Raw genomic sequence first — 20694 nt, 5'->3', positions numbered from 1 at the left:
AAAATCCTCCGATTTATTTATTTAATAACTTTTGAAATATATTGGAACAACTCTTCTTTTGAGTTCAAAGAAGCTAAACCAGCTAGATTTCCTTCGCTAGTGAAGAAATCCATTAACTGTGCTAAGATATTGGTCTGGCTTGAGCTAGAGTTGTTGATAATAAAGAACAAGAGAGACACTTCAACGGTTTGCGTAGGAGAAATCATATTGTGGAAGGTTACAGGCTGATCTAGCTTAACAACTACCACATTTTCAGTCAAATTATGCGCAATATCCGTATGAGGTATGGCAACATTCGGCAAGTCCTTGCCTAAAAATTCCATATCCAATCCAGTTGGAAACGCCTTTTCTCTTTCAAGTAAAGCGTTTCGATAAGAAGAAGTTACAATTTCTCTTTCTTCTAACAAATCAGCTACTTGATGAAAAAGATCTTCTTGATTTTCTGCATGTAAACAAAACACTAGATTTTCATCAAATAATTGGGCAAGCGCCATTTTATCATCTCCCCTTTTGTTTCTTTTTGTTCGTTTAATTAATTATATCATTATGTGATAGCGCTGTCAATAGTTTGTTTTGTTATTTTTTGTTTATTTATCTAATAACTAAAAAATTTTATGTTCATATGAAGATGGGACATTTCGTCATTCTGCATAGTTGAAGAATAACACGAGTCATAAAAATATCCTTAGCAAGTCTAAGTTGATATACAAGAACTTTTCGTCCACTGTAAAATACAATTATTCATCTGCAATAAGAAATAAAAGCTACGAAATTCGCAGCTTTCAGAATCTCAATTAATATTCATGACAACGCGATTAAATCAGAGAACCTTGGTGTAAGAACTATATTTTGCTCTCACTTTCGGAGAGATATGATCATCCGTTACAATCGCGTCAATATTGTCCAAACGGTAAAAACTATAGAAAGAATAGCTATCAAATTTGCTATTATCTGCAACAATGTATTTTTCAATTGCATTATTGAGAATAATGGCATTTCCATTCCCCTCTTCTTCATTGGCAGTCGTCACATTGTGACCATCGATTCCGTTCACTCCAATAAAGGCCTTTGATACCTTGATTTCTCGTAAAAGTTTATTGGCAAACTGCCCCACAAAAGTCTGGGTCTTGACCCGATAGCGTCCTCCGATCAAAATCAAATCAAAATTAGGGTAATCCTTCAATTTTTCAAAAATAGGGAGTGAATTGGTTACAATACTGATATTTTTCCCCTCTAAATAATCGCCGATAAAATCCGTTGTAGTACCCGATCCGATAAAAACTGTATCTCCTTCAGCAATCAAATCAGCACATTTCTTAGCGATCAGCTTCTTTTCTTCGATATTTAACATCGTTTTTTCAGAATGCGAAGCTTCATTCAAGCTATCTTTCACCTTTTTATGAGCCCCACCATGCACCCGAATCAAAAGTCCTTGCTTCTCAAGATCAATCAAATCCCGTCGAATGGTCATATCTGTTACATTCAGCAATTCCTTCAGGTTCTTTACAGACACAACTCCCGTCTGGTCCAGTTCTTGTAAGATCACTTTATGACGACTTTCCTTCATGTACAATCCTCCTTGTTGTTGATGTCTAGAGACGTCTCATCAAAGTTTCCCCTTTGATTCTTAGGTTCCTTGGACACCTCAAATCACTTTAATGTCCATGCACCTTTGCTTATATCATTATACTACAATTTTTTCATATAAACAAAAAAATGTATACTTTTTTTCAAAAAAATAGATTATTGTTTGTTTATGCGTTTTCATTGTGCTATTTTCAAACAAATCTTGAAAGATACACAAATTATTTTCAATAGAAAAATCCGATGTCAGCTGACATCGGATTTTCTGTTTATTTATCGCCTTTATTACGGATAACAAAGCCGGTTTTCTTTTCGCTGGAAGTGCGGTGTGGGCGTTTATTTCCTCTGCTTTCGAAGTCACGACTGTTCTTGTTTGACTTGCGTTTAAAGTCACGGCGGCCACCCTCTCGGTCTTCACGTCCGCCACGGCGATCACGGCCCTGGTCGCCTCGACGACCGTTGCCACGACCACTTTTACCTTTTCCACCAAAACCGCCACCAGATGCTTTAAATGGCAATGGTTTTTCACGGGCAATTTCTACTTCAGGAAGGGTATCGGGATCCTGTACCGTCAAGCTGAGGATATACATAGCCAGCTCTTCTGGGCTGAATTCTGCTGCTAGCTTGCGGGCATCCTTACTGAATTTCTCAAAGTTAGAACGGATGCTTTCGTCAGCAAAATCGCGTTCAATCTTCTTAAGGGCAACTCTTTTCTTAGCTTGGAAAGCTTCTTCCGCAGTCGCTGGCTTAAGGCCTTTCATACGCTTCTTGGTCAGATTTTCGATAATCTGCAGATAGCCCATTTCATTTGGCGCAACAAAAGTGATAGACTGACCTGACTTACCAGCACGACCAGTCCGACCAATCCGGTGAACATAGCTTTCTGGATCCTGCGGAATGTCGTAGTTGTAGACATGGGTCACACCAGAAATGTCCAATCCACGCGCAGCCACATCTGTCGCCACTAAAACATCCAAATTGCCGTTTTTAAAGTCACGCAGAACGCGAAGGCGCTTGCCTTGATCCAAATCACCATGGATACCCTCTGCTCGGAAACCACGGATTTTCAGACCGCGAGTCAGCTCATCCACCCGGCGCTTGGTCCGACCAAAGACGATTGACAGCTCAGGCTGCTCCACGTCCATCAGGCGAGTCATGGTATCAAATTTTTCATTTTCTTTGACACGGATATAATACTGATCCACCAGCTCCGTCGTCAGCTCTTTAGCCGCAATCTTGACATGCTCAGGCTCCTTCATAAACTTGACACCGATGCGCTTAATGGCATCTGGCATGGTCGCTGAAAAGAGCAAGGTCTGACGCTCTTCTGGCACACGGGAAATGATAGACTCAATATCTTCCAAAAAGCCCATGTTAAGCATTTCATCCGCTTCGTCCAAGATTAAGGTTTCAATCTGATTCAGCTTAAGCGCCTTGCGTTTGATCAAATCCAAAAGACGACCAGGTGTTCCTACAACGATATGAGCACCAGACTTGAGGGCCTTGATTTGCTTTTCGATGCTGGAGCCACCGTAGACAGAACGCACCTTGACACCCTTGCTGCGGCCAAAACGGAAAAGCTCTTCCTGACTCTGCACAGCCAATTCACGGGTTGGAGCAATAATCAAAGCCTGCACAGCAGGATTATCTGTATCAATCTTCTCCAGAGTCGGGAAGCCAAAGGCCGCTGTCTTTCCTGTCCCTGTCTGGGCCTGACCAATGACATCCTTACCTGCCATAGCAAGTGGAATCGTCTGTTCTTGGATAGGACTTGCTTCTACAAAGCCAGCTTTTTCAATCTCTGCTAGTAATTCAGTAGATAAATGTAATTCATTAAATTTCAATGTTCTTCTTCTTTCTAAAGGCAGTGCGAAGCCACCTTATAAGGCTTTTGATACTCATCTATCGAAACATACCAAGTGCTTTTCTCTTACTAAATCTCGATTTTCTGAGAGTATTCGCTCTTCTCTTCATAAATATGGTCTCTCAAGTCTAGGCACTAAAAAAGCGCCGACTCGGTCGCTAGTTCCCACTGAATAGAAAAACTGTATTTCTGCAACTAATCTAGTATACCACAAAAGCACCTAAAAAGATAGGACTTGCTTGTAAAATATTTTATTAGAGATTTCTTTTGTAAAAAATGAAAACTTGAAAATCATTTTCAAAAATAATATAATCTATAAATAAGAAAGGAGACAGGTATGAATAAATTTTTACGAGTGACTTTCATTTTACTGATCTTAGCTATGCTGGGCGCGGTTATAATCCAGATTTTCCAGCCCCAACTCTTGGGAAATGAGTCCATCTACGGCCTAGCTCCCTACTGGCAGCGGGAAATTAGCTTCTGGAATCTGGCTATTCTGCCCTTAGTCATTGCCACCAATATAAAGTATGATTGGTTCTATCTGCACATGACCCTGCTAGCACTGATTCTAGGTGGACTGGGCTTTGGAACCAACCATCTGCTAGGCTATCTAGAAAAGACGAATCAAACCAACCTACTGGGCTGGATTGAAAATTATCTTCTCGTCTGCTGCTGGATAATCGGTTGGGTATTAGAATCTAGAAAAGAGAAAAAGTGATATAGAGAGTATCCATTATTAACCAATAATATAACGATAATCCATAATTATCATCGTTACACTATTGGTTCTTTGACTCCTTATTAACTGTGGTCGGTTGAAAAGTCAAAAATCTGGAGAGGATCATAAGGATCTTCTCTTTTTTGATATGCAAAATGATAATATTCTTATTTTGAAGTTTTCACAATTACGAAATCAATTAAAAACTCTAGAACAAAAAATAAACCGATAGAATGGATCTATCGGTTTTTGCATACTATGAAATAAATTAACGTACAGTGCGGATGCGCATTGTGTTTGTACGAACAGCTTCGCCAAGTGGTACACCTGCAACGATAACGATATCGTCACCAGACTCAACAAGACCTGCTTCAACTGCTTTACGTTCAGCGATTTCGAACATATCATCAGTTGATGATGGAGCTTCAGTCAACATTGGGACAACACCCCAGTTCAACATCAAGCCACGTTCTGTCAATTCGTCGAATGTCAATGCCAAGATATCAGCATTTGGACGGTATTTAGAAATCAAACGAGCAGTGTGACCTGTCTTAGTCAAAGTAACAACCAATTTAATGTCCATTGAGTTAGTAGCATCTTTAACAGCTGAAGCCATAACTTCTGTCTTAGAGTTACGTTCGAAAGTATCTGAGTTCAAACGTCCGTATTCGTTAAGAAGAGTTTGAGCATTCTTGTCAATTGTAGCCATTGTAGTTACTGACTCAAGTGGGTATTTACCGTTTGCAGACTCACCTGAAAGCATTGTAGCGTCAGTTCCGTCGATAACAGCGTTAAATACGTCTGATACTTCTGAACGAGTTGCACGTGGTTTTTCAGTCATTGTTTCAAGCATGTTTGTTGCTGTGATAACAACTTTACCAGCTGCATTGACTTTAGTAATGATCATTTTTTGGTAAACTGGAACCATTTCGAATGGTACTTCGATACCCATGTCACCACGAGCGATCATGATACCGTCAGCAGCTTCAATGATTTCATCCAAGTTGTCGATACCTTGTTGGTTTTCGATTTTAGCGAACAATTGAACATGTCCGTTACCAGTTTCTTCACAGATTGCACGAACTTCGTTGACGTCTTTTGCAGTACGTACGAACGAAATCGCAATGAAGTTGATACCTTGTTCAAGACCGAAGCGGATATCGTCGTTATCGCGCTCAGCAAGAGCTGGGAAAGGAATTTTAGTGTTAGGGATGTTTACACCTTTTTGTTTAGCGATAACACCGTCATTTTCAACTTCAACTACAAATTCACGGTTTGCATCGTCTTTTTCTACAACGCGAAGACCAAGTTTACCATCGTCAACCAATACTTGGCGACCTACTTCAACATCATCGTAGATATCAAGTCCACCAGCAACGTTCAAAGCTATCACATCGCGAGTTGATTTGATTCCTTGTTTTGTCGCAACGCGAATTTTTTCACCAGTTTTGTATGAGTACTCTTTTGCTTCTCCTTCGAACAATTCTGTACGGATTTCTGGACCTTTAGTGTCAAGAAGGAAACCAACTTTTTTACCAGCGATTTCTTCCGCACGTTTAACAGTTGCCATACGCTCACCTTGTTCTTGGTGGTCACCGTGTGAGAAGTTGAAACGGAAAGTGTTTGCCCCTGCTTCAATCAATTTTGCAATATTTTGAGCTGAAGCTTCAACGTCCAGTTTTTCACCCCAGTATCCGTCTTCACCGAATTTTTTACCGCCACGGATTTCTACCGCAGGACCTAAAGTTGCAACGATTTTTACGCGTTTGTTCATGATATTAAGAAACTCCTTCTACTATTTGGGGATTTCACCCCTGATTGACCAATTAAATATTAATGCTGCGATTGAGCTCTGCTAAGCCGATATCAGCTTTATGTGGATTGTTAACAACGATTTTGCCGTCTGCAGTCAGGCTAAAGAGTGCGCCTTCTTCAGCAGTTCCCAAGATTGGGCTTTCCACCATTTTTTCATTACGGATACCTACGGCAACACCACCGATACCTTCTTTAAGTAGTTTAACGGCATGCGCTCCCATACGAGAAGCCAATACGCGGTCGCGAGCAGTTGGTGAGCCACCACGTTGGATGTGACCAAGTTCAGTCACACGAAGATCGCTAGTATCACCAGCTTCTTTCAGCTTTTTACCAAACTCATCTGCTGACATAACACCTTCAGCAAGAACAATGATATTATGCTTCTTACCTTTTTCATAGCCACGTTTGATGCTGGCAACGATATCTTCAATCTTGAAGCCTTCTTCAGGAATGATAATTTCATCTGCACCTGTAGCAATACCTGCCCAAAGTGCGATATCACCAGCGTTACGTCCCATTACTTCAACAACGAAAGTACGACGGTGACTGGATGATGTATCACGGATTTTGTCAATCGCGTCCATTGCAGTTGTAACAGCAGTATCAAAACCGATAGTGAAATCTGTTCCGACAATGTCATTGTCAATAGTTCCAGGTACACCAACAGCTGGGAAGCCATGCTCTGTTAAGCGCATCGCACCATGGTAAGAACCATCTCCACCGATAACAACTACACCTTCAATGCCGTGTTTCTTCAGTTGTTCGATTCCCTTTAATTGCCCTTCAAGTTTTGCAAACTCAGGGTAGCGTGCTGAATGAAGGAAAGTTCCTCCACGAGAAATAATGTCTCCAACTGAAGTCGCATCAAGTGGATAAATATCACCAGCAACCATTCCAGCGTAGCCGCCATAAATCCCATAAACTTCCATTCCTTCGGAAATTGCTTTACGAACAACTGCACGAATAGCAGCATTCATACCAGGGGCATCTCCACCACTGGTCAAAACAGCAATACGTTTCATTTCGTAATGTGCTCCTTTATCTTTTTAACATTCTTATAGATTATACCACAATCAGAATAAAAATTCTCTTATTTTCCTGATTTTTTTACCGAAAAACCGTTTTCATGCTGTAATTTTCTAGTTCAGCTTGAAGTTGGTCTGATTTTTGAACTTGAAAGCCTGATGCAGGAACCGTTTTCTTGTCATTCTCATAGCGTAGCACCACGGGAATATCCCCTGGGTATCGCTGCAGGATCTCCGCAATCTGCCTGTCGTGACTAGTATCAGCTAATTGGATCCAAAAGCGTTCCGAGCTTGCTTTTTCCACCTCTGCTAGAACCATCTGTAGTCGGCCATCCCTCTCCTGAATTTTTCCAGTCAGATAGTAATAGCCTTTTTCTTGGATTAGTTGAGCAAAGCGGCGGTAAACCTCCGGAAATAAGGTGACATCCAACTTTTTCTTGGTATCTGTCACTTGCATAAAGGCCATGTTTTCACCATTTTTTGTGCGAATAACCTTGATAGACTGGACTTCAACTAGAATGGTCGCCTTACTATTATCGGCCAACTCTTCAATCCAGACAAAAGAACGATTGGCTTTCTTGGCTAGGCTAATGAGTGGATGGTCACTAAGCCCAATTCCAATCAAGGCTTGCTCCTGCTCAAACTTTTCTGTAGCAGTAAAATCCTCAGCATCCGTCCATGAATAGCTAGTATCAGCAAATAAACTCCCCAACTCATCTGCAAAGACAAAAAGATTCGGTAGATTGTGCAAAATCTTCTGTCGATTGGGCTCAAAAACATCAAAGAGCCCTAATTGCACCAAAGGACTTAAAAGTGGCAACTTATGATAACTCTGCGGCAGGCGTAAAATGAAATCTTCCACACTGCTGAAGGGATTCTTTTGACGCTCTTCTATGATCCAGAAAGCAAAATCCCTTGGCAAGCCCTTGATATTTTTCAGGCCAAGATAGATTTTTCGCTCCTGAAACTTATCTTTATAGGGAATGTTATGGATGGTCAAGGGAGCTAGCTCAAAGCCAAAGCCGAGTGCATCTGTTATATAGTCCGAGCTAGAATAATTAAGCATGACATCAAAGAAGATGTCTGGATAGTGAGCCTTGAAATAGGCCAGCTGAAAAGCTAGAGCCGAGTAAGCATAGGCGTGGCTACGGTTGAAGCCATAGCCGGCAAATTTCTCCATGACCGCAAAGACTTCCTTAGCCTTGGTCTCTGAGTGCCCTAGTTTGACGGCTCCCCTGACAAATTCTTCCTCCATTTTATGCATTTCAGCAGCATTTTTCTTGCCCATTGCTCGCCGTAAAATATCGGCCTTCCCCAGACTAAAACCACCAAAGCGCTGGGCTACCTGCATGACCTGCTCTTGGTAAAGCATGATGCCATAGGTTGGTGCCAAGATATCCTCCAAGCTCGGATCAATCATCTCCACGCGCTCGCGACCATGCTTGCGCTTAACAAAGTTATCAATATAATCACTTGCTCCAGGACGATTGAGAGAGGTGGTAGCTACTACTTCTTCAAACTGGACGGGTTGGACTCTTTTCAAAAGACTGATGGCACCCGCTTGTTCAAACTGGAAAATACCCTTGGTATTACCCGCTGCAAAGAGGCGAAGAGTTTCCTCATCTTCCAGGTCAATGCGAGCAATATCAATATCAACTCCGTATTTGTCTAGAGCAGCTTCTTTCATCCGCTGGACAAAGGTTAAATTGCGCAGGCCTAGAAAGTCCATCTTAAGTAGTCCATTGCTTTCGACACCGTGGGCATCGTACTGGGTGAGATACATATCCTCCCCGTATTTTAAGGGGATTTGATTGGTCAAATCATCGTCGCTCATGACAACACCAGCCGCATGGATTGAGGTCTGGCGTGGATTTCCTTCGATTTTCTTAGCAATTTCAAAGGCCTTCTGGTATTCTAGTTTGCTATTGATAATCTGACGAAAAGCTATATTTCGCTCATAAGCAGTGGTTAAATTGTCTCGAAAGCCAATTTTTTTGGTGATATTGGTCAGCTCGTACTCTGGCAAACCAAAGCGCTTAAAAACATCTCGGATAGCCTGCTTGGCCCCAAAGGTTGAGTAGGTCACAATCTGAGCCGCATGCATGCTACCGTAGCGATCTCGGACATAGCGGATAAACTCCGGCCGATACACATCGGGAATATCAATATCAATATCGGGCATGGTATAGCGTTCTAGGTTTAGGAAACGTTCAAACAGCAGGTTCTTTTCTACTGGGTCAATGCCAGTAATCTCCAAAGCATAAGCTACCAAACTACCAACTGCAGAACCACGCCCCATCCCCATATAATAACCTTGACTACGACCAAAGCGCAGCAAATCCCAGACAATAAGGAAATAATCATCAAAGCCCATCTGATGAATGACATCCAGCTCCTGATCCAGCCTTACTTGATAGACTTCCCCTGCAAGTCCCCGCTTGGCCAATCCCATCTCAGCCAATTCTCGCAGCTCCTCTACAGCTGGCCGCTCAGGATTAAAGCGTGGAAGTTTCAACTCAGTATTGATTTCATAATGAACACCAGCCACCAATTTCTCCAAGTTGGTCAAACTCTCTGGAAAGTTTTCAGCGAAAGCTTCCACTAAAGAGGCTGGCGCTAATAAAAATTCATGGTTTGACAGATGGCCGACCTCTCGCAAGCTAATGTTATCCCGAATCGCTCTCAGCATTTGCAAGGTTTCTAAATCTCCCTGCTCAAAGTAGCGAACCGTATGCAAGGGCAGAACTGGCCTAGTCAATTCCTGCCTTGGCGTATCTAGAAAGACCCCAACATAAAAGTCTAAGCCAAGATCTAGTTGATCCACGCCCTCAAAGATTGGCACAATCAGAGCCAACCCCTTAAAAAGATGTTGAAAATCTTCCCAATTTTGACGATTCATCATTTTTAGAGTCGAAATCTTCATCAAATTGCGATAACCCTGACTATCTATGGCTAACAGTCTCAGATTGAGAGGATTTCCATCTTTATAAATTTCCATTTCCAGACCCAGCAAGGGCTGAAGTCCTGCCGCTTTTGCCTCCTCTAGGAAATGATAAGCCCCATAAAGATTGTCCACATCCATCATGCCCAAACTTTTGTAGCCCAAGTCCTTGGCCCGTTGAACATATTTTTTGATAGAGACTAAACTATCCATAAAGCTATAAACAGTCTTGGTATCTAGTTGTGTAATCACAAAATTCTCCTTAATACAGCTACAATAAATGATGCCTACTAGTAAAAAGAAGACAGAAAAAATGCGTTTCCACTTCTTTATTTTTACATTTTATCTGAAAATCTATGCCAAATCTTGGCTAACTCCTGACCTCTTCATTCCTATCAGTTAAGCAGATTGGACAAGCAATGATTTTCAACATTCCTGCTTCTATTATACCTAAATTTCTGTAAAGAAGAAACTCAGAGTCTTTTATATTCGGCGACTGTGTTTAACTAAAATAAAAAACGAGACAGAATTAAATTCTTTCAAAATTTAATTCCGTCCCATCCCGTATCAATTTATTATTTACGAGTTGATTTACGTTCATTGATCGTATGAGCTAGGAGAACTTCGCGCTCTTCCAACTCTTCTTTATGCATAATCTTTGTCAGCATCCGCATACTAATCGCACCGATGTCATACAGAGGTTGTCCGATAGTAGACAGATTAGGGCGAGTAAAGCGAGCAATTTGCGAATCATCACTAGTAATGATTTCAAAGTCTTCAGGAATACGAACACCTCTATCGGCCAAACCATTAAGCAAACCTGCTGCCAACTCATCTCCGGTCACAAAAGCCGCCGTAGCCTTTGAAGCAATCAAACGTTCAGCTAGGTGATAACCATCATCGTAGCTATACTTAGACTCGAAGACCAAGCCTTCGCTGTATGAAATTTTCTTTCCTTTCAGAGCTTCTTTGTAGCCAGACAAACGGATTTTACCATTGATATCATCTACCAAAGGACCGCTGACAAAAGCAATTTTCTTGTTGCGTTTAGCCAATAGTTCCACAGCATCAACGGTTGCCTGTTTATAATCAATATTGACACTTGGTAACTGATGCTCTACATCCACCGTGCCCGCTAGAACCACTGGTGTCCGTGAACGTGAAAATTCTGAACGAATTTTCTCTGTCAGATGGTAGCCCATAAAAATAATACCATCTACTTGCTTAGAGAAAAGGGTATTAACAACCGAAACTTCCTTGTCATCATCTTCATCGCTGTTTGCCAAGACGATATTGTACTTATACATTTCGGCAATATCATCGATCCCTTTAGCTAAAGTAGAAAAGTAACTATTCGTGATATTGGGAATTACAACACCAACAGTGGTCGTCTTTTTGCTGGCCAAACCACGGGCAACTGCATTAGGACGATAGTCAAGACGTTCAATTACTTCTAGTACTTTTTTTCGTGTATTTTCTTTTACATTCTTGTTACCATTTACAACTCGGCTGACTGTCGCCATTGAAACTCCCGCTTCACGGGCGACATCATAAATGGTTACTGTGTCGTCTGTGTTCATATAGTTTCCTTTCTTTTGTTGAAAATATCGTTTTCATTTTTCTACACTTATCATTGTATCACTAATTGTAAACACTTTCAAGTGTTTTAGCGCACAGATATGAAAACTTTTTCATTTTTTATTTACACGAATCGCAGGAAATGAGTTATGGACTCAAAATAGTTTAAACTCAATAAAAAATCGGCTCAAAAGCCGATTTTTTATTGATATCATTTAAAGCTGCCTGTACATCAACCAGAATTTCGTAGTCCTGTCGCAATTCCATTGATGGTAATGTGGATCAAACGTTCTTGTTCTGGTGAAAGTTCTCCTCGACGCTGACGCTTGATCAGCTCAAGTTGGATATAATTCAAAACATTGAAATAAGGCATCCGATAGTTCAAGCTATCCTTGAGATAGGCATTTTCTGCTAAGAGCTCGTCATGGCCTTCAATCGCCAAGATAACATCCTTGGTCAGCTGCCATTCATCTAGGATTGTATTGAAAATATCGCGTACATTTTGGTCTTCACAAAGTTGCGCATATTCAAAAGCAATATTCATATTGGACTTGGACAGCACCATATCAACATTTGACAAGAGGGACTGGAAGAATGGCCATCTCTGATACATAAATTGAAGGAAGGCCAGATTCTTTTCAGGATCTTCATCGATAAATTCTTTGAAGCTAGAGCCAACGCCATACCAACCAGGGAACATCACCCGACTTTGAGACCATGAGAAGACCCAAGGAATAGCTCTCAGACCGCCGATTTCAGTGATGGTTTTACGAGCTGCTGGACGAGAACCGATATTAAAGCTAGAAATGGCCTTAATAGGACTAGACTCAAAGAAATAATCGTAGAAACGTTCGTCGCCAAAGACTAGGTCGCGATAGATTTGGTAGCTTCGATCGACCACTCGATCCATCACTCTCTCGTACTCGTTAGTTGTATCGCTATCACTCTTCTTATAGCTTATCATGCGGTTAATAGCCGCAGATACGAGCATTTCCAGATTGTAGTAAGCAGCGTCCTTATTACCGTATTTATTGCCGATAACCTCTCCCTGCTCTGTCAGGCGGATACGATCATTGATACTTCGCAATGGCTGTGAAGTGATTGCTTCATAGGTTGGGCCACCGCCACGACCGACAGTTCCTCCACGACCATGGAAGAAGGTAATCTTGACGCCAAACTTATCACCAATAGCTGTCAGTTGTTGCTGAGCCTTATAGAGTGTCCAGCATGATGATAAATAGCCACCGTCCTTGTTACTGTCTGAATAGCCCAGCATGATTTCTTGGTAATTGTTTTTAGAAGCGATCCATTTTTGAGCAATTGGCAGAGATAGATATTTCTCCATAGTATCGCAGGAGTTATCCAAGTCCTCAATTGTTTCAAACAGAGGTACAATCTGCACACGCGCACCTTCTTCATCGATCAAGCCGACTTCCTTGAGCATAATCGCCAGCTCTAGCAGATCTGATACACTAGTCGAGTGGGAAATAATATTTTGCTTGATAACGTCTTCGCCAATCGCATCCTTAAGCTGACGAGCCGTCTTGAAAATCTCCAATTCTTTTTGTAGAAGTTCAGATTTAGGTGCATGAGTGGCTGACAGGATCCGTGGATCCTCCAGAAGCTGCTTGAGGAGAACTTGGCATTTTTCTTCCTCTGACAAGCTACTATAATCTTTCACAATATTAGCAGAAGCCAAGAGCTCAGCCACACAAGCCTCATGGACACTAGAATCCTGACGCATGTCAATGCTGGCCAAGAAGAAACCAAAAATGTCAACTGCTTGTAGCAATTCAGTAAGTTCTCCAGTCACCAGGGCTTGTCCATTGTGCTCCAGCAAAGAATCACGAATAACAAGGAGATCTTCCTTAAACTCTTGTGCATCTTTATAAGATGGAAGTTGTTCTTTTCGTAATTCATCTAAACTACCACTAAGTTTAGACTGGATATAATTTGGAATAATTTCCCTACCATTATGGCTGACCGAGGTAGCAGCATTTGCATGCAGGATTGCTTCAGCTTTATCAGCTAAACGATGCCCTTCACCGGAGAAATTACCTTCTTTCAGATAAAGTAAGGTCTGAATCAACTTGGACTGAATGTAATGAAAAGCACGGCGATAAGGCTCATTTTCCCGATAAACAGACTTGTCGCTTGACAAAGCTGCCATCTTTGCTACAGCTTCACTTGTTTTTGAAAGATTAGTAGACAGGGAGAAGTTACGATAGAGCGTATAAACCTTGTCAATGTAGTAATTCAGAATAACTTCGCTCTGTACTGTTGCAGACAATTTCAGAGTTTCAGCGGTTACAAATGGATTCCCATCTCGGTCACCACCAATCCACATTCCCATGGTGATGGGTTTAGGATTTTCCAAATGGATTCCTTTTTCTTCTGCTAAGCGCTTATACTCTAGCATTAGGTTCGTGATTGCCTGAAGAAAAGAACTGTTATAGTATTCCATAACGTTAGTGATTTCATTGGTAACCTTAAGTTTCTTTTCCCGAATCATATCAGTCTGCATCATCAGCTCGATATAGCGACGGAGATTGGATAACCATTTCTTTTCGTTCACCAGACCAGCTTTAACATCACGATGCTGGCGCAAAAGTGTATGAATATGATTTGTCAAATCCAACATGGTCTTGCGCTGAACCTGAGTCGGATGAGCAGTTAAAACGGGAACAACATTTAGATTTTCCAAAATTTCCTGCGCATTTTCTCGTGTTGAAACCAAATCAATCGTCGTCGAAAGCTTACCAAGGTAGTCTTGGTCGATATTATTTTGATGATTGATCTCATAAGCCAAGTCAACATCTTCAGAAATATTGATGAGCAGAGGTAAAATAGCAAAATAGCGTGAGATATAGACCATATCATCCGTAGATAATTCTTCTACTACTGCTTTCAGCTCTTGGTATTTAGATTGAACTGCCAGTTCTTCAATCATGGAGATTTTAGCAAAAGTGTCAGGACTGAGAATATCCCGGGTAATATCTACCAACAAGTCCGTTAAAATAGAAACTTCTTCTCGAATCATTTCTTTATTGCTATAATTTTCTAATTTTGTAAATGACATTATTTACACCTTTCTATTGTTGAAGAGCTAACATACAAGAAGATCTTTTAGGATTGACTTACTTCTAGTTCCTGATACATGGCGTTTCGTCGCTCATTAGCATCAATATTTAAAACAAAGGCAATGGCAACTGATAGAACCAATAAACTGTTTCCCCCCTGAGATAAGAATGGGAAGGTTACACCGGTTGAAGGAATCAAGCCCGAAATACCACCAATATTGACAAAGGTTTGCATCAGAATCATACCGCCAATTCCCAAAGCCATCATAGAATTAAATGGATCCTTGGCCCTTGTACCTACGAGAATAATCCGTAAAATCAAGAAAAAGAGCAAAGCTAAAATTAAAGTAGCTCCAAAGAATCCGACTTCCTCAATAACAATCGAGAAAACAAAGTCTGTATGAGCCTCTGGTAGGTAACCTCGTTTTTCGATAGAATTTCCTAAGCCTAAGCCAAACCAACCACCATTACTCATAGCATAGTAGGAGTTGGCTAACTGGTGACCTGAGCCAGACAAATCGTCAAATGGATTGAAAAAGGCACTAAAACGCTTTGCGACATACCCAAAAACAGGAACTTGCTCAACACGCTTGACACCTATCAACCAAATACTAGCTAAAACTGCTGCCGACCCTCCTACAACAGCACCCAGCATGGTCGAGAACCATCTGTAAGCAATTCCGCTGGTGGAAATTACAATCAAAACTGTTAAGAGCAAAATGGTCGCATTTCCTAAGTCGGGCATGATAACCACAAGACCAATCAAGAAAGCAACAATAACCCGCCAATCCGTAACAGCACGCGGAATCAACTGATTAAAGGTGATTGCTTGATAATCATATACTTCTATTTGTTCTTGTTTCTTAGAAAACTGTAGGGCCAAATACCAGACCAAAATAATCTTCAGATATTCTGCCGGCTGAGCAGTAACTGGGCCGATTTTTAGCCAACCGTGTGCCCCATTGATCGTTCCTGTGATAAAGCGTGAGAGTAAAAGCAGAATAATTTCAGCTATGATAACAAACGTAATCACTCCTGGCCTCTTCAGAAAATCCAGCTTCATTCGGTAAATAATCCCAATCATCACCAAGCTGAAGAGCCAGAAACCTGCTTGAGTGGCGACCATTCGAAAACTATTGAGCCCATTTTGAATGAGGATGGGGCTCGTCGTGGAATAAACGACAATCAAGCCAATGCCAGATAACAGCATGTACGGAATCAAAATTGAGTAATTCAATAAATGCTTTTTGTCAATTTTCATATTTCACCAATTTATTCTAAAAATTTAAACTTCATTATACCACTTTTTGATTCGAAAAAAAAGCATTAGGATGGCTTCAAGAGATATTTACTTATTTATCGCCTCAAAAATCCAATTATTTCAAATTGTTTTATCTTCTATTGCAATCAGATTACATTTTCGTATTTCGCTGGAAATATAGATAAATACTTTGCTTTTCTATTTATTTTACGTTACAATGAAACAGTATGAGAAAAAGGATTAAACCGCTTGCACTCTTGCTATTCTTTGCTTGCTTTATTCTATATATTGTCATAAGTAAGCACCATCTTGATGTGCAAATTAAACAAGCCCAAACAAAAAAATCTCAAGTCAGTCAGGTGACAAGCAAGAAAAAAAAGGAGGAAGCTCCTTCAGACGAACCTGAAGAAGAATTGCTTAATAAGCCTATCGTTGACCTTTCCGGTTGGCAATTGCCCAGCGAAATAGACTATGATACCTTATCAACAAATATTTCTGGTGCTATCATTCGCGTGCATAGTGGAGCTCAAGCAAAAAAAGAAAATGTTGCCACTCATTTAAATGGACTTGACAAATCATTTGCTACCCATATCCAAGAGTTTCAAAAACGGGGGATTCCTGTGGCTGTGTATGCTTATATAGCAGCAGGCAATATCAAAGAAATGGAAAAAGAAGCTGAAAGCTTCTACAAGGCATCTTCGAAATATAAGCCTACCTTTTACTGGCTTGATGTCGAAGAAAAGACCATGGGCGACATGAACGCAGGAATCGAGGCCTTTCGTGCCAAGCTTGAAAGTCTTGGAGCTCAAAATATTGGTATCTACATCGGTACCTATTTCATGGAAGAGCATAGTATCTCAACTGAGAAATTTACTGCCGTTTGGATTCCGACTTATGGCTATAATGACGGCTACTATAACGCTGCTCCAAATACTGAACAGCCCTATGACCTACATCAATACACCTCAGAAGGTAAATTGGAAGGTTTCCCACATAACTTAGACCTCAATCAGCTCTCTCCTGTACAGGATAAAAAAGAGACTTACAAGAAATTATTTTCAACACCAAAATAAAAAAGATGCAAGATAATTGTTAGGAAATCTTGCATCTTTTTTTCTCTGTACAAGATATTTTTCTTGCTTTTTTCAGAAAAGTATGTAGCTTTATGGTACAATAGTCTAATGAAAAAACTTGTAGGGAGATATTATGATTTCATGGATTGCTAGAGTTTTAAAAGGAATGATTATCGCGCTTGGCTTCATTCTGCCTGGTGTGTCTGGCGGTGTATTAGCCGCGATTTTGGGGATTTATGAGCGAATGATTCGCTTTTTAGCTCATATCAAAGATAATTTTGTCGAGAATGTTCTCTACTTCACTCCTGTGGCTATTGGGATGGTTTTAGGGATTGCAGCCTTCTCCTATCCAGTCAATCTCTTACTGGATAATTACAAGGTTATCGTTCTCTGGGGCTTTGCTGGAGCCATCATCGGCACCATTCCCAGCCTGATCAAAGAATCTGTCAAGGAATCCGACAGAGATCGAGCCGACACTGTTACTTTCTGGCTTAGTTTCATCTTGTCGGGCGTCTTCCTCTATTCACTAAATGGAATGGTGGGAACACTGCCAGCTAACTTCCTGTCCTTTGTTTTAGCGGGTGCTCTTATCGCTTTAGGAATCTTGATTCCGGGACTCAGTCCTTCAAATTTGCTATTGATTCTAGGACTCTATTCTCCCATGCTGACAGGATTTAAACGCCTGGATTTATTTGGCACCTTCCTGCCAATCGGCATTGGTGGCGCTCTGGCTCTGATTCTCTTTTCAAAAGCCATGGATTACATTTTGAAGCATTATCATTCCCGCGTTTACCATTTTATCATTGGCATTGTATTATCCAGCACCTTGCTCATTGTTCTCCCTCAAAGTGGCAACAGTGAGAGCATTAGTTATGCAGGCGTATCCATTTTCACACTCGTTCTTGCCGCCTTTTTCTTTGGACTAGGTATCTGGCTAGGAATTTGGATGTCCCAATTAGAAGAGAAATATAAATAATGGCTAAAAAGACAAAACTCAAAAAAACACTGGTCGAGCAAATTTTAAACAAGGCAAAAATCGAACACCAAGGTTTGCAGATTAATGCTTTAGATGATAGCCTGACAGAGGAATTTGACCGCTCGCAAATTTATAAAACACTGGCTTTAAACGGAGATAAAACTGGAACAGTCATTGGCATCCTGCCTATCACCGAACATCTGTCGGAAAAGAAATTAGCAAAAATTTCAGGCAATAAAAAAGTTAGTATGATTCCGCAGAAAGATTTAGAAAAAACGACTGGTTACATCCATGGCGCTAATAATCCTGTCGGCATTCGCCAAAAACACTCCTTCCCCATTTTCATTGACCAAACGGCCCTGAGTCGCGAAAGTATTATTGTTTCTGCTGGTGAAGTCGGCCGTAGCATCCAGATCAAAGCTCAGGACTTAGCGGGCTTTGTTCAAGCACAGTTCGCAGACTTGAAAGAGGACTAGACTATTCGCTTCAAAAGGAAAAAGGATCTTGATATGAAATTGTATTTTATCCGACATGGAAAAACCGAATGGAATCTAGAAATGCGTTTCCAGGGGGCAAGCGGAGATTCTCCACTGCTAGCGACATCCATTGACGAGCTCAAGCGTTTGGGCAAGCATTTATCAGACGTTCAATTCGATAAAATCTACTCTAGCGATTTGCCTCGCGCTTACCGTTCTGCAGAAATCATCCAAAGTGAAAATCAGTATCAAACCGATATTGTTCCAACTCCTCAACTAAGAGAGTGGGCTCTTGGAAAACTAGAAGGAACCAAAATTGCTACTGTAGAAGCCACTTATCCTCAGCAGATGTGGGCTTTTCGCCACGATCTATCCCAGTTTGATCACCAACTATTTGACGCAGAATCCGTCGCTCAAACCACCAATCGGACAATTGCCTTCGTGAAGTCTCTCAAAGGGAAAGGTTATCAAAATGTCTTGATTGTCGGACATGGAGCCAACCTAACTGCCAGCATTCGTCGCCTGCTCGGTTACGAAACATCTTTGCTCCGTAAGGACGGAGGCTTGGCCAACGCTAGTGTCACCATTTTGGAAACAGACGATTTTGACTCTTTCAAGTTACTTACTTGGAACAACTTAGATTACATGCTAACTGATGAAACTGCGAATCTTTAAACATCGCAGCTTTTCTATTTTTATCGATAATTATTGCTGAATTTCCTTTGATTTTGTGATAGAATAGAAGGGAAAGCCTTAGGAGGAAGAAAATGACTACTGAACATATTGAAGAACTAAATGACCAGCAGATTATTCGCCGTGAAAAAATGGCTGCGCTAGCTGAGCAAGGAATTGATCCTTTCGGAAAACGTTTTGAACGCACTGCAAATTCTGCTCAACTTAAAGAAAAATATAGCGACAAATCCAAAGAAGAATTACATGAATTAAACGAAAAAGCAACTATTGCTGGTCGTTTGATGACTAAACGTGGAAAAGGGAAAGTCGGCTTTGCCCACATCCAAGACCGTGAAGGCCAAATCCAGATTTACGTTCGTAAGGACGAAGTTGGTGAAGAAAACTATGAGATTTTCAAAAAAGCTGACTTGGGTGACTTCTTGGGAATTGAAGGCGATGTGATGCGTACAGATATGGGAGAACTCTCTATCAAAGCAACGCATATTACTCACCTTTCAAAAGCTCTGCGTCCCCTTCCAGAGAAATTCCACGGTTTGACTGACGTTGAAACTATCTACCGCAAACGTTATTTGGACTTGATTTCCAACCGTGAAAGCTTTGAGCGCTTTGTCACTCGTTCAAAAATTATCTCAGAAATTCGTCGCTATCTTGATGGACAAGGCTTCCTTGAAGTTGAAACACCTGTTCTCCACAATGAAGCTGGCGGTGCTGCTGCTCGTCCATTCATTACTCACCACAATGCTCAAAACATTGACATGGTGCTACGGATTGCAACTGAGCTTCACTTGAAACGCCTTATCGTCGGTGGTATGGAACGCGTCTATGAGATTGGTCGTATCTTCCGTAACGAAGGTATGGACGCCACTCATAACCCTGAGTTCACATCTATCGAGGTTTACCAAGCCTATGCGGACTTCCAAGATATCATGGACTTGACAGAAGGCATTATCCAACACGCTGCTAAGGCAGTTAAGGGCGATGGTCCAGTCAACTACCAAGGTACTGAGATCAAGATCAACGAGCCATTTAAACGTGTTCATATGGTGGATGCCATCAAGGAAATTACTGGTATTGATTTCTGGCAAGATATGACCTTCGAAGAAGCTGCTGCCTTGGCTAAAGAAAAGAAAGTACCAGTTGAAAAACATTATACTGAAGTTGGACACATCATCAATGCTTTCTTTGAAGAATTTGTCGAAGAAACCTTGATTCAGCCAACCTTTGTCTACGGTCACCCCGTTGCTGTGTCACCTCTGGCTAAGAAAAACCCAGAAGATCCACGCTTCACGGACCGCTTTGAGCTCTTTATCATGACCAAAGAATATGCTAATGCCTTCACTGAGCTGAACGATCCAATCGATCAATTATCTCGTTTTGAAGCACAGGCAAAGGCTAAAGAACTGGGTGATGACGAAGCAACTGGCATCGACTATGATTACGTTGAAGCTTTGGAATACGGTATGCCACCAACTGGAGGCCTCGGAATCGGTATCGACCGTCTCGTAATGTTGCTCACAGATGTGACTACTATTCGCGATGTATTGCTTTTCCCAACAATGAAGTAATCTCAAACTTACACAATTTTAAAAAAACAAATCCCGCTGGAATCC

15 protein-coding genes are annotated in these 20694 nt (G+C 41.2%); 6 read left to right on the top strand and 9 right to left on the bottom strand.

Translation table 11 applies throughout. The features are described from left to right. Window positions 1-17 precede the first annotated feature (17 nt). From O3651_RS01745 to O3651_RS01735, 3 genes are all read right to left on the bottom strand, one after another. Window positions 18-494, bottom strand: a complete 477-nt coding sequence (locus O3651_RS01745) for a PTS sugar transporter subunit IIA (protein WP_125379349.1) — start codon at window positions 492-494, stop codon at window positions 18-20. 326 nt (window positions 495-820) lie between these two features. Then, window positions 821-1567 carry a DeoR/GlpR family DNA-binding transcription regulator gene (locus O3651_RS01740; protein WP_005590674.1) on the bottom strand — a complete coding sequence of 249 codons (747 nt, stop codon included), beginning with the start codon at window positions 1565-1567 and terminating at the stop codon, window positions 821-823. A gap of 286 nt (window positions 1568-1853) precedes the next feature. After that, entirely contained in the window at window positions 1854-3428 is a 1575-nt protein-coding gene (locus O3651_RS01735) for a DEAD/DEAH box helicase (protein WP_371609352.1), read from the bottom strand. Window positions 3429-3785: 357 nt separating this feature from the next. On the opposite strand from O3651_RS01735, the gene O3651_RS01730 reads away from it, so the two are divergent. Further along, window positions 3786-4166, top strand: coding sequence for a hypothetical protein (locus O3651_RS01730; protein ID WP_371609351.1), 381 nt, complete (start codon window positions 3786-3788; stop codon window positions 4164-4166). A 268-nt stretch (window positions 4167-4434) separates the two neighbouring features. On the opposite strand, the gene pyk is transcribed toward O3651_RS01730, so the two are convergent. The 6 genes from pyk to ftsW all read right to left on the bottom strand — a co-directional run bounded on the left by pyk (window position 4435) and on the right by ftsW (window position 15866). After that, entirely contained in the window at window positions 4435-5940 is a 1506-nt protein-coding gene (pyk, locus tag O3651_RS01725; protein ID WP_371609350.1) for a pyruvate kinase, read from the bottom strand. Between the two features lie 52 nt (window positions 5941-5992). Then, window positions 5993-7003 (bottom strand): 6-phosphofructokinase, encoded by a 1011-nt coding sequence (gene pfkA, locus O3651_RS01720; RefSeq protein ID WP_005590682.1) that lies wholly within the window; start codon window positions 7001-7003, stop codon window positions 5993-5995. 85 nt (window positions 7004-7088) lie between these two features. Then, the gene (locus O3651_RS01715) at window positions 7089-10199 is read right to left on the bottom strand and encodes a DNA polymerase III subunit alpha (RefSeq protein ID WP_371609349.1); all 3111 of its coding nucleotides are present in this window, start codon (window positions 10197-10199) and stop codon (window positions 7089-7091) included. Window positions 10200-10522: 323 nt separating this feature from the next. After that, complete coding sequence (gene ccpA, locus O3651_RS01710; RefSeq protein WP_005590686.1) at window positions 10523-11527, bottom strand: catabolite control protein A; 1005 nt, start codon at window positions 11525-11527, stop codon at window positions 10523-10525. A gap of 230 nt (window positions 11528-11757) precedes the next feature. Further along, window positions 11758-14604, bottom strand: coding sequence for a phosphoenolpyruvate carboxylase (gene ppc / locus O3651_RS01705; protein WP_371609348.1), 2847 nt, complete (start codon window positions 14602-14604; stop codon window positions 11758-11760). A gap of 47 nt (window positions 14605-14651) precedes the next feature. Continuing rightward, window positions 14652-15866: a cell division peptidoglycan polymerase FtsW gene (gene ftsW, locus O3651_RS01700; protein WP_045499297.1), complete on the bottom strand. Its 1215-nt coding sequence runs from the start codon at window positions 15864-15866 to the stop codon at window positions 14652-14654. A gap of 227 nt (window positions 15867-16093) precedes the next feature. Between ftsW and O3651_RS01695 the strand changes: the two genes are divergently transcribed. The 5 genes from O3651_RS01695 (at window position 16094) to lysS (ending at window position 20649) form a co-directional block, all read left to right on the top strand. Continuing rightward, window positions 16094-16939: a glycoside hydrolase family 25 protein gene (locus tag O3651_RS01695; protein ID WP_371609347.1), complete on the top strand. Its 846-nt coding sequence runs from the start codon at window positions 16094-16096 to the stop codon at window positions 16937-16939. 133 nt (window positions 16940-17072) lie between these two features. After that, entirely contained in the window at window positions 17073-17915 is an 843-nt protein-coding gene (locus O3651_RS01690; RefSeq protein WP_371609346.1) for a DUF368 domain-containing protein, read from the top strand. Next, on the top strand, window positions 17915-18391 hold the full coding sequence (locus tag O3651_RS01685) for an aminoacyl-tRNA deacylase (RefSeq protein ID WP_371609345.1): 477 nt from the start codon (window positions 17915-17917) through the stop codon (window positions 18389-18391). Before O3651_RS01690 ends, O3651_RS01685 begins: the two co-directional genes overlap by 1 nt. A 33-nt stretch (window positions 18392-18424) precedes the next feature. Further along, entirely contained in the window at window positions 18425-19066 is a 642-nt protein-coding gene (locus O3651_RS01680) for a histidine phosphatase family protein (RefSeq protein WP_371609344.1), read from the top strand. Between the two features lie 92 nt (window positions 19067-19158). Then, window positions 19159-20649: a lysine--tRNA ligase gene (lysS, locus tag O3651_RS01675; RefSeq protein ID WP_247950744.1), complete on the top strand. Its 1491-nt coding sequence runs from the start codon at window positions 19159-19161 to the stop codon at window positions 20647-20649. The last annotated feature ends 45 nt before the right edge of the window (window positions 20650-20694 follow it).

Origin of the sequence: Streptococcus sp. 27098_8_73 (genome assembly GCF_041432495.1) — a bacterium.
Taxonomy (GTDB): domain Bacteria; phylum Bacillota; class Bacilli; order Lactobacillales; family Streptococcaceae; genus Streptococcus.
Note: the sequence above shows the minus strand (reverse complement) of the source record. Positions and strands in the feature narration are given on the sequence as shown.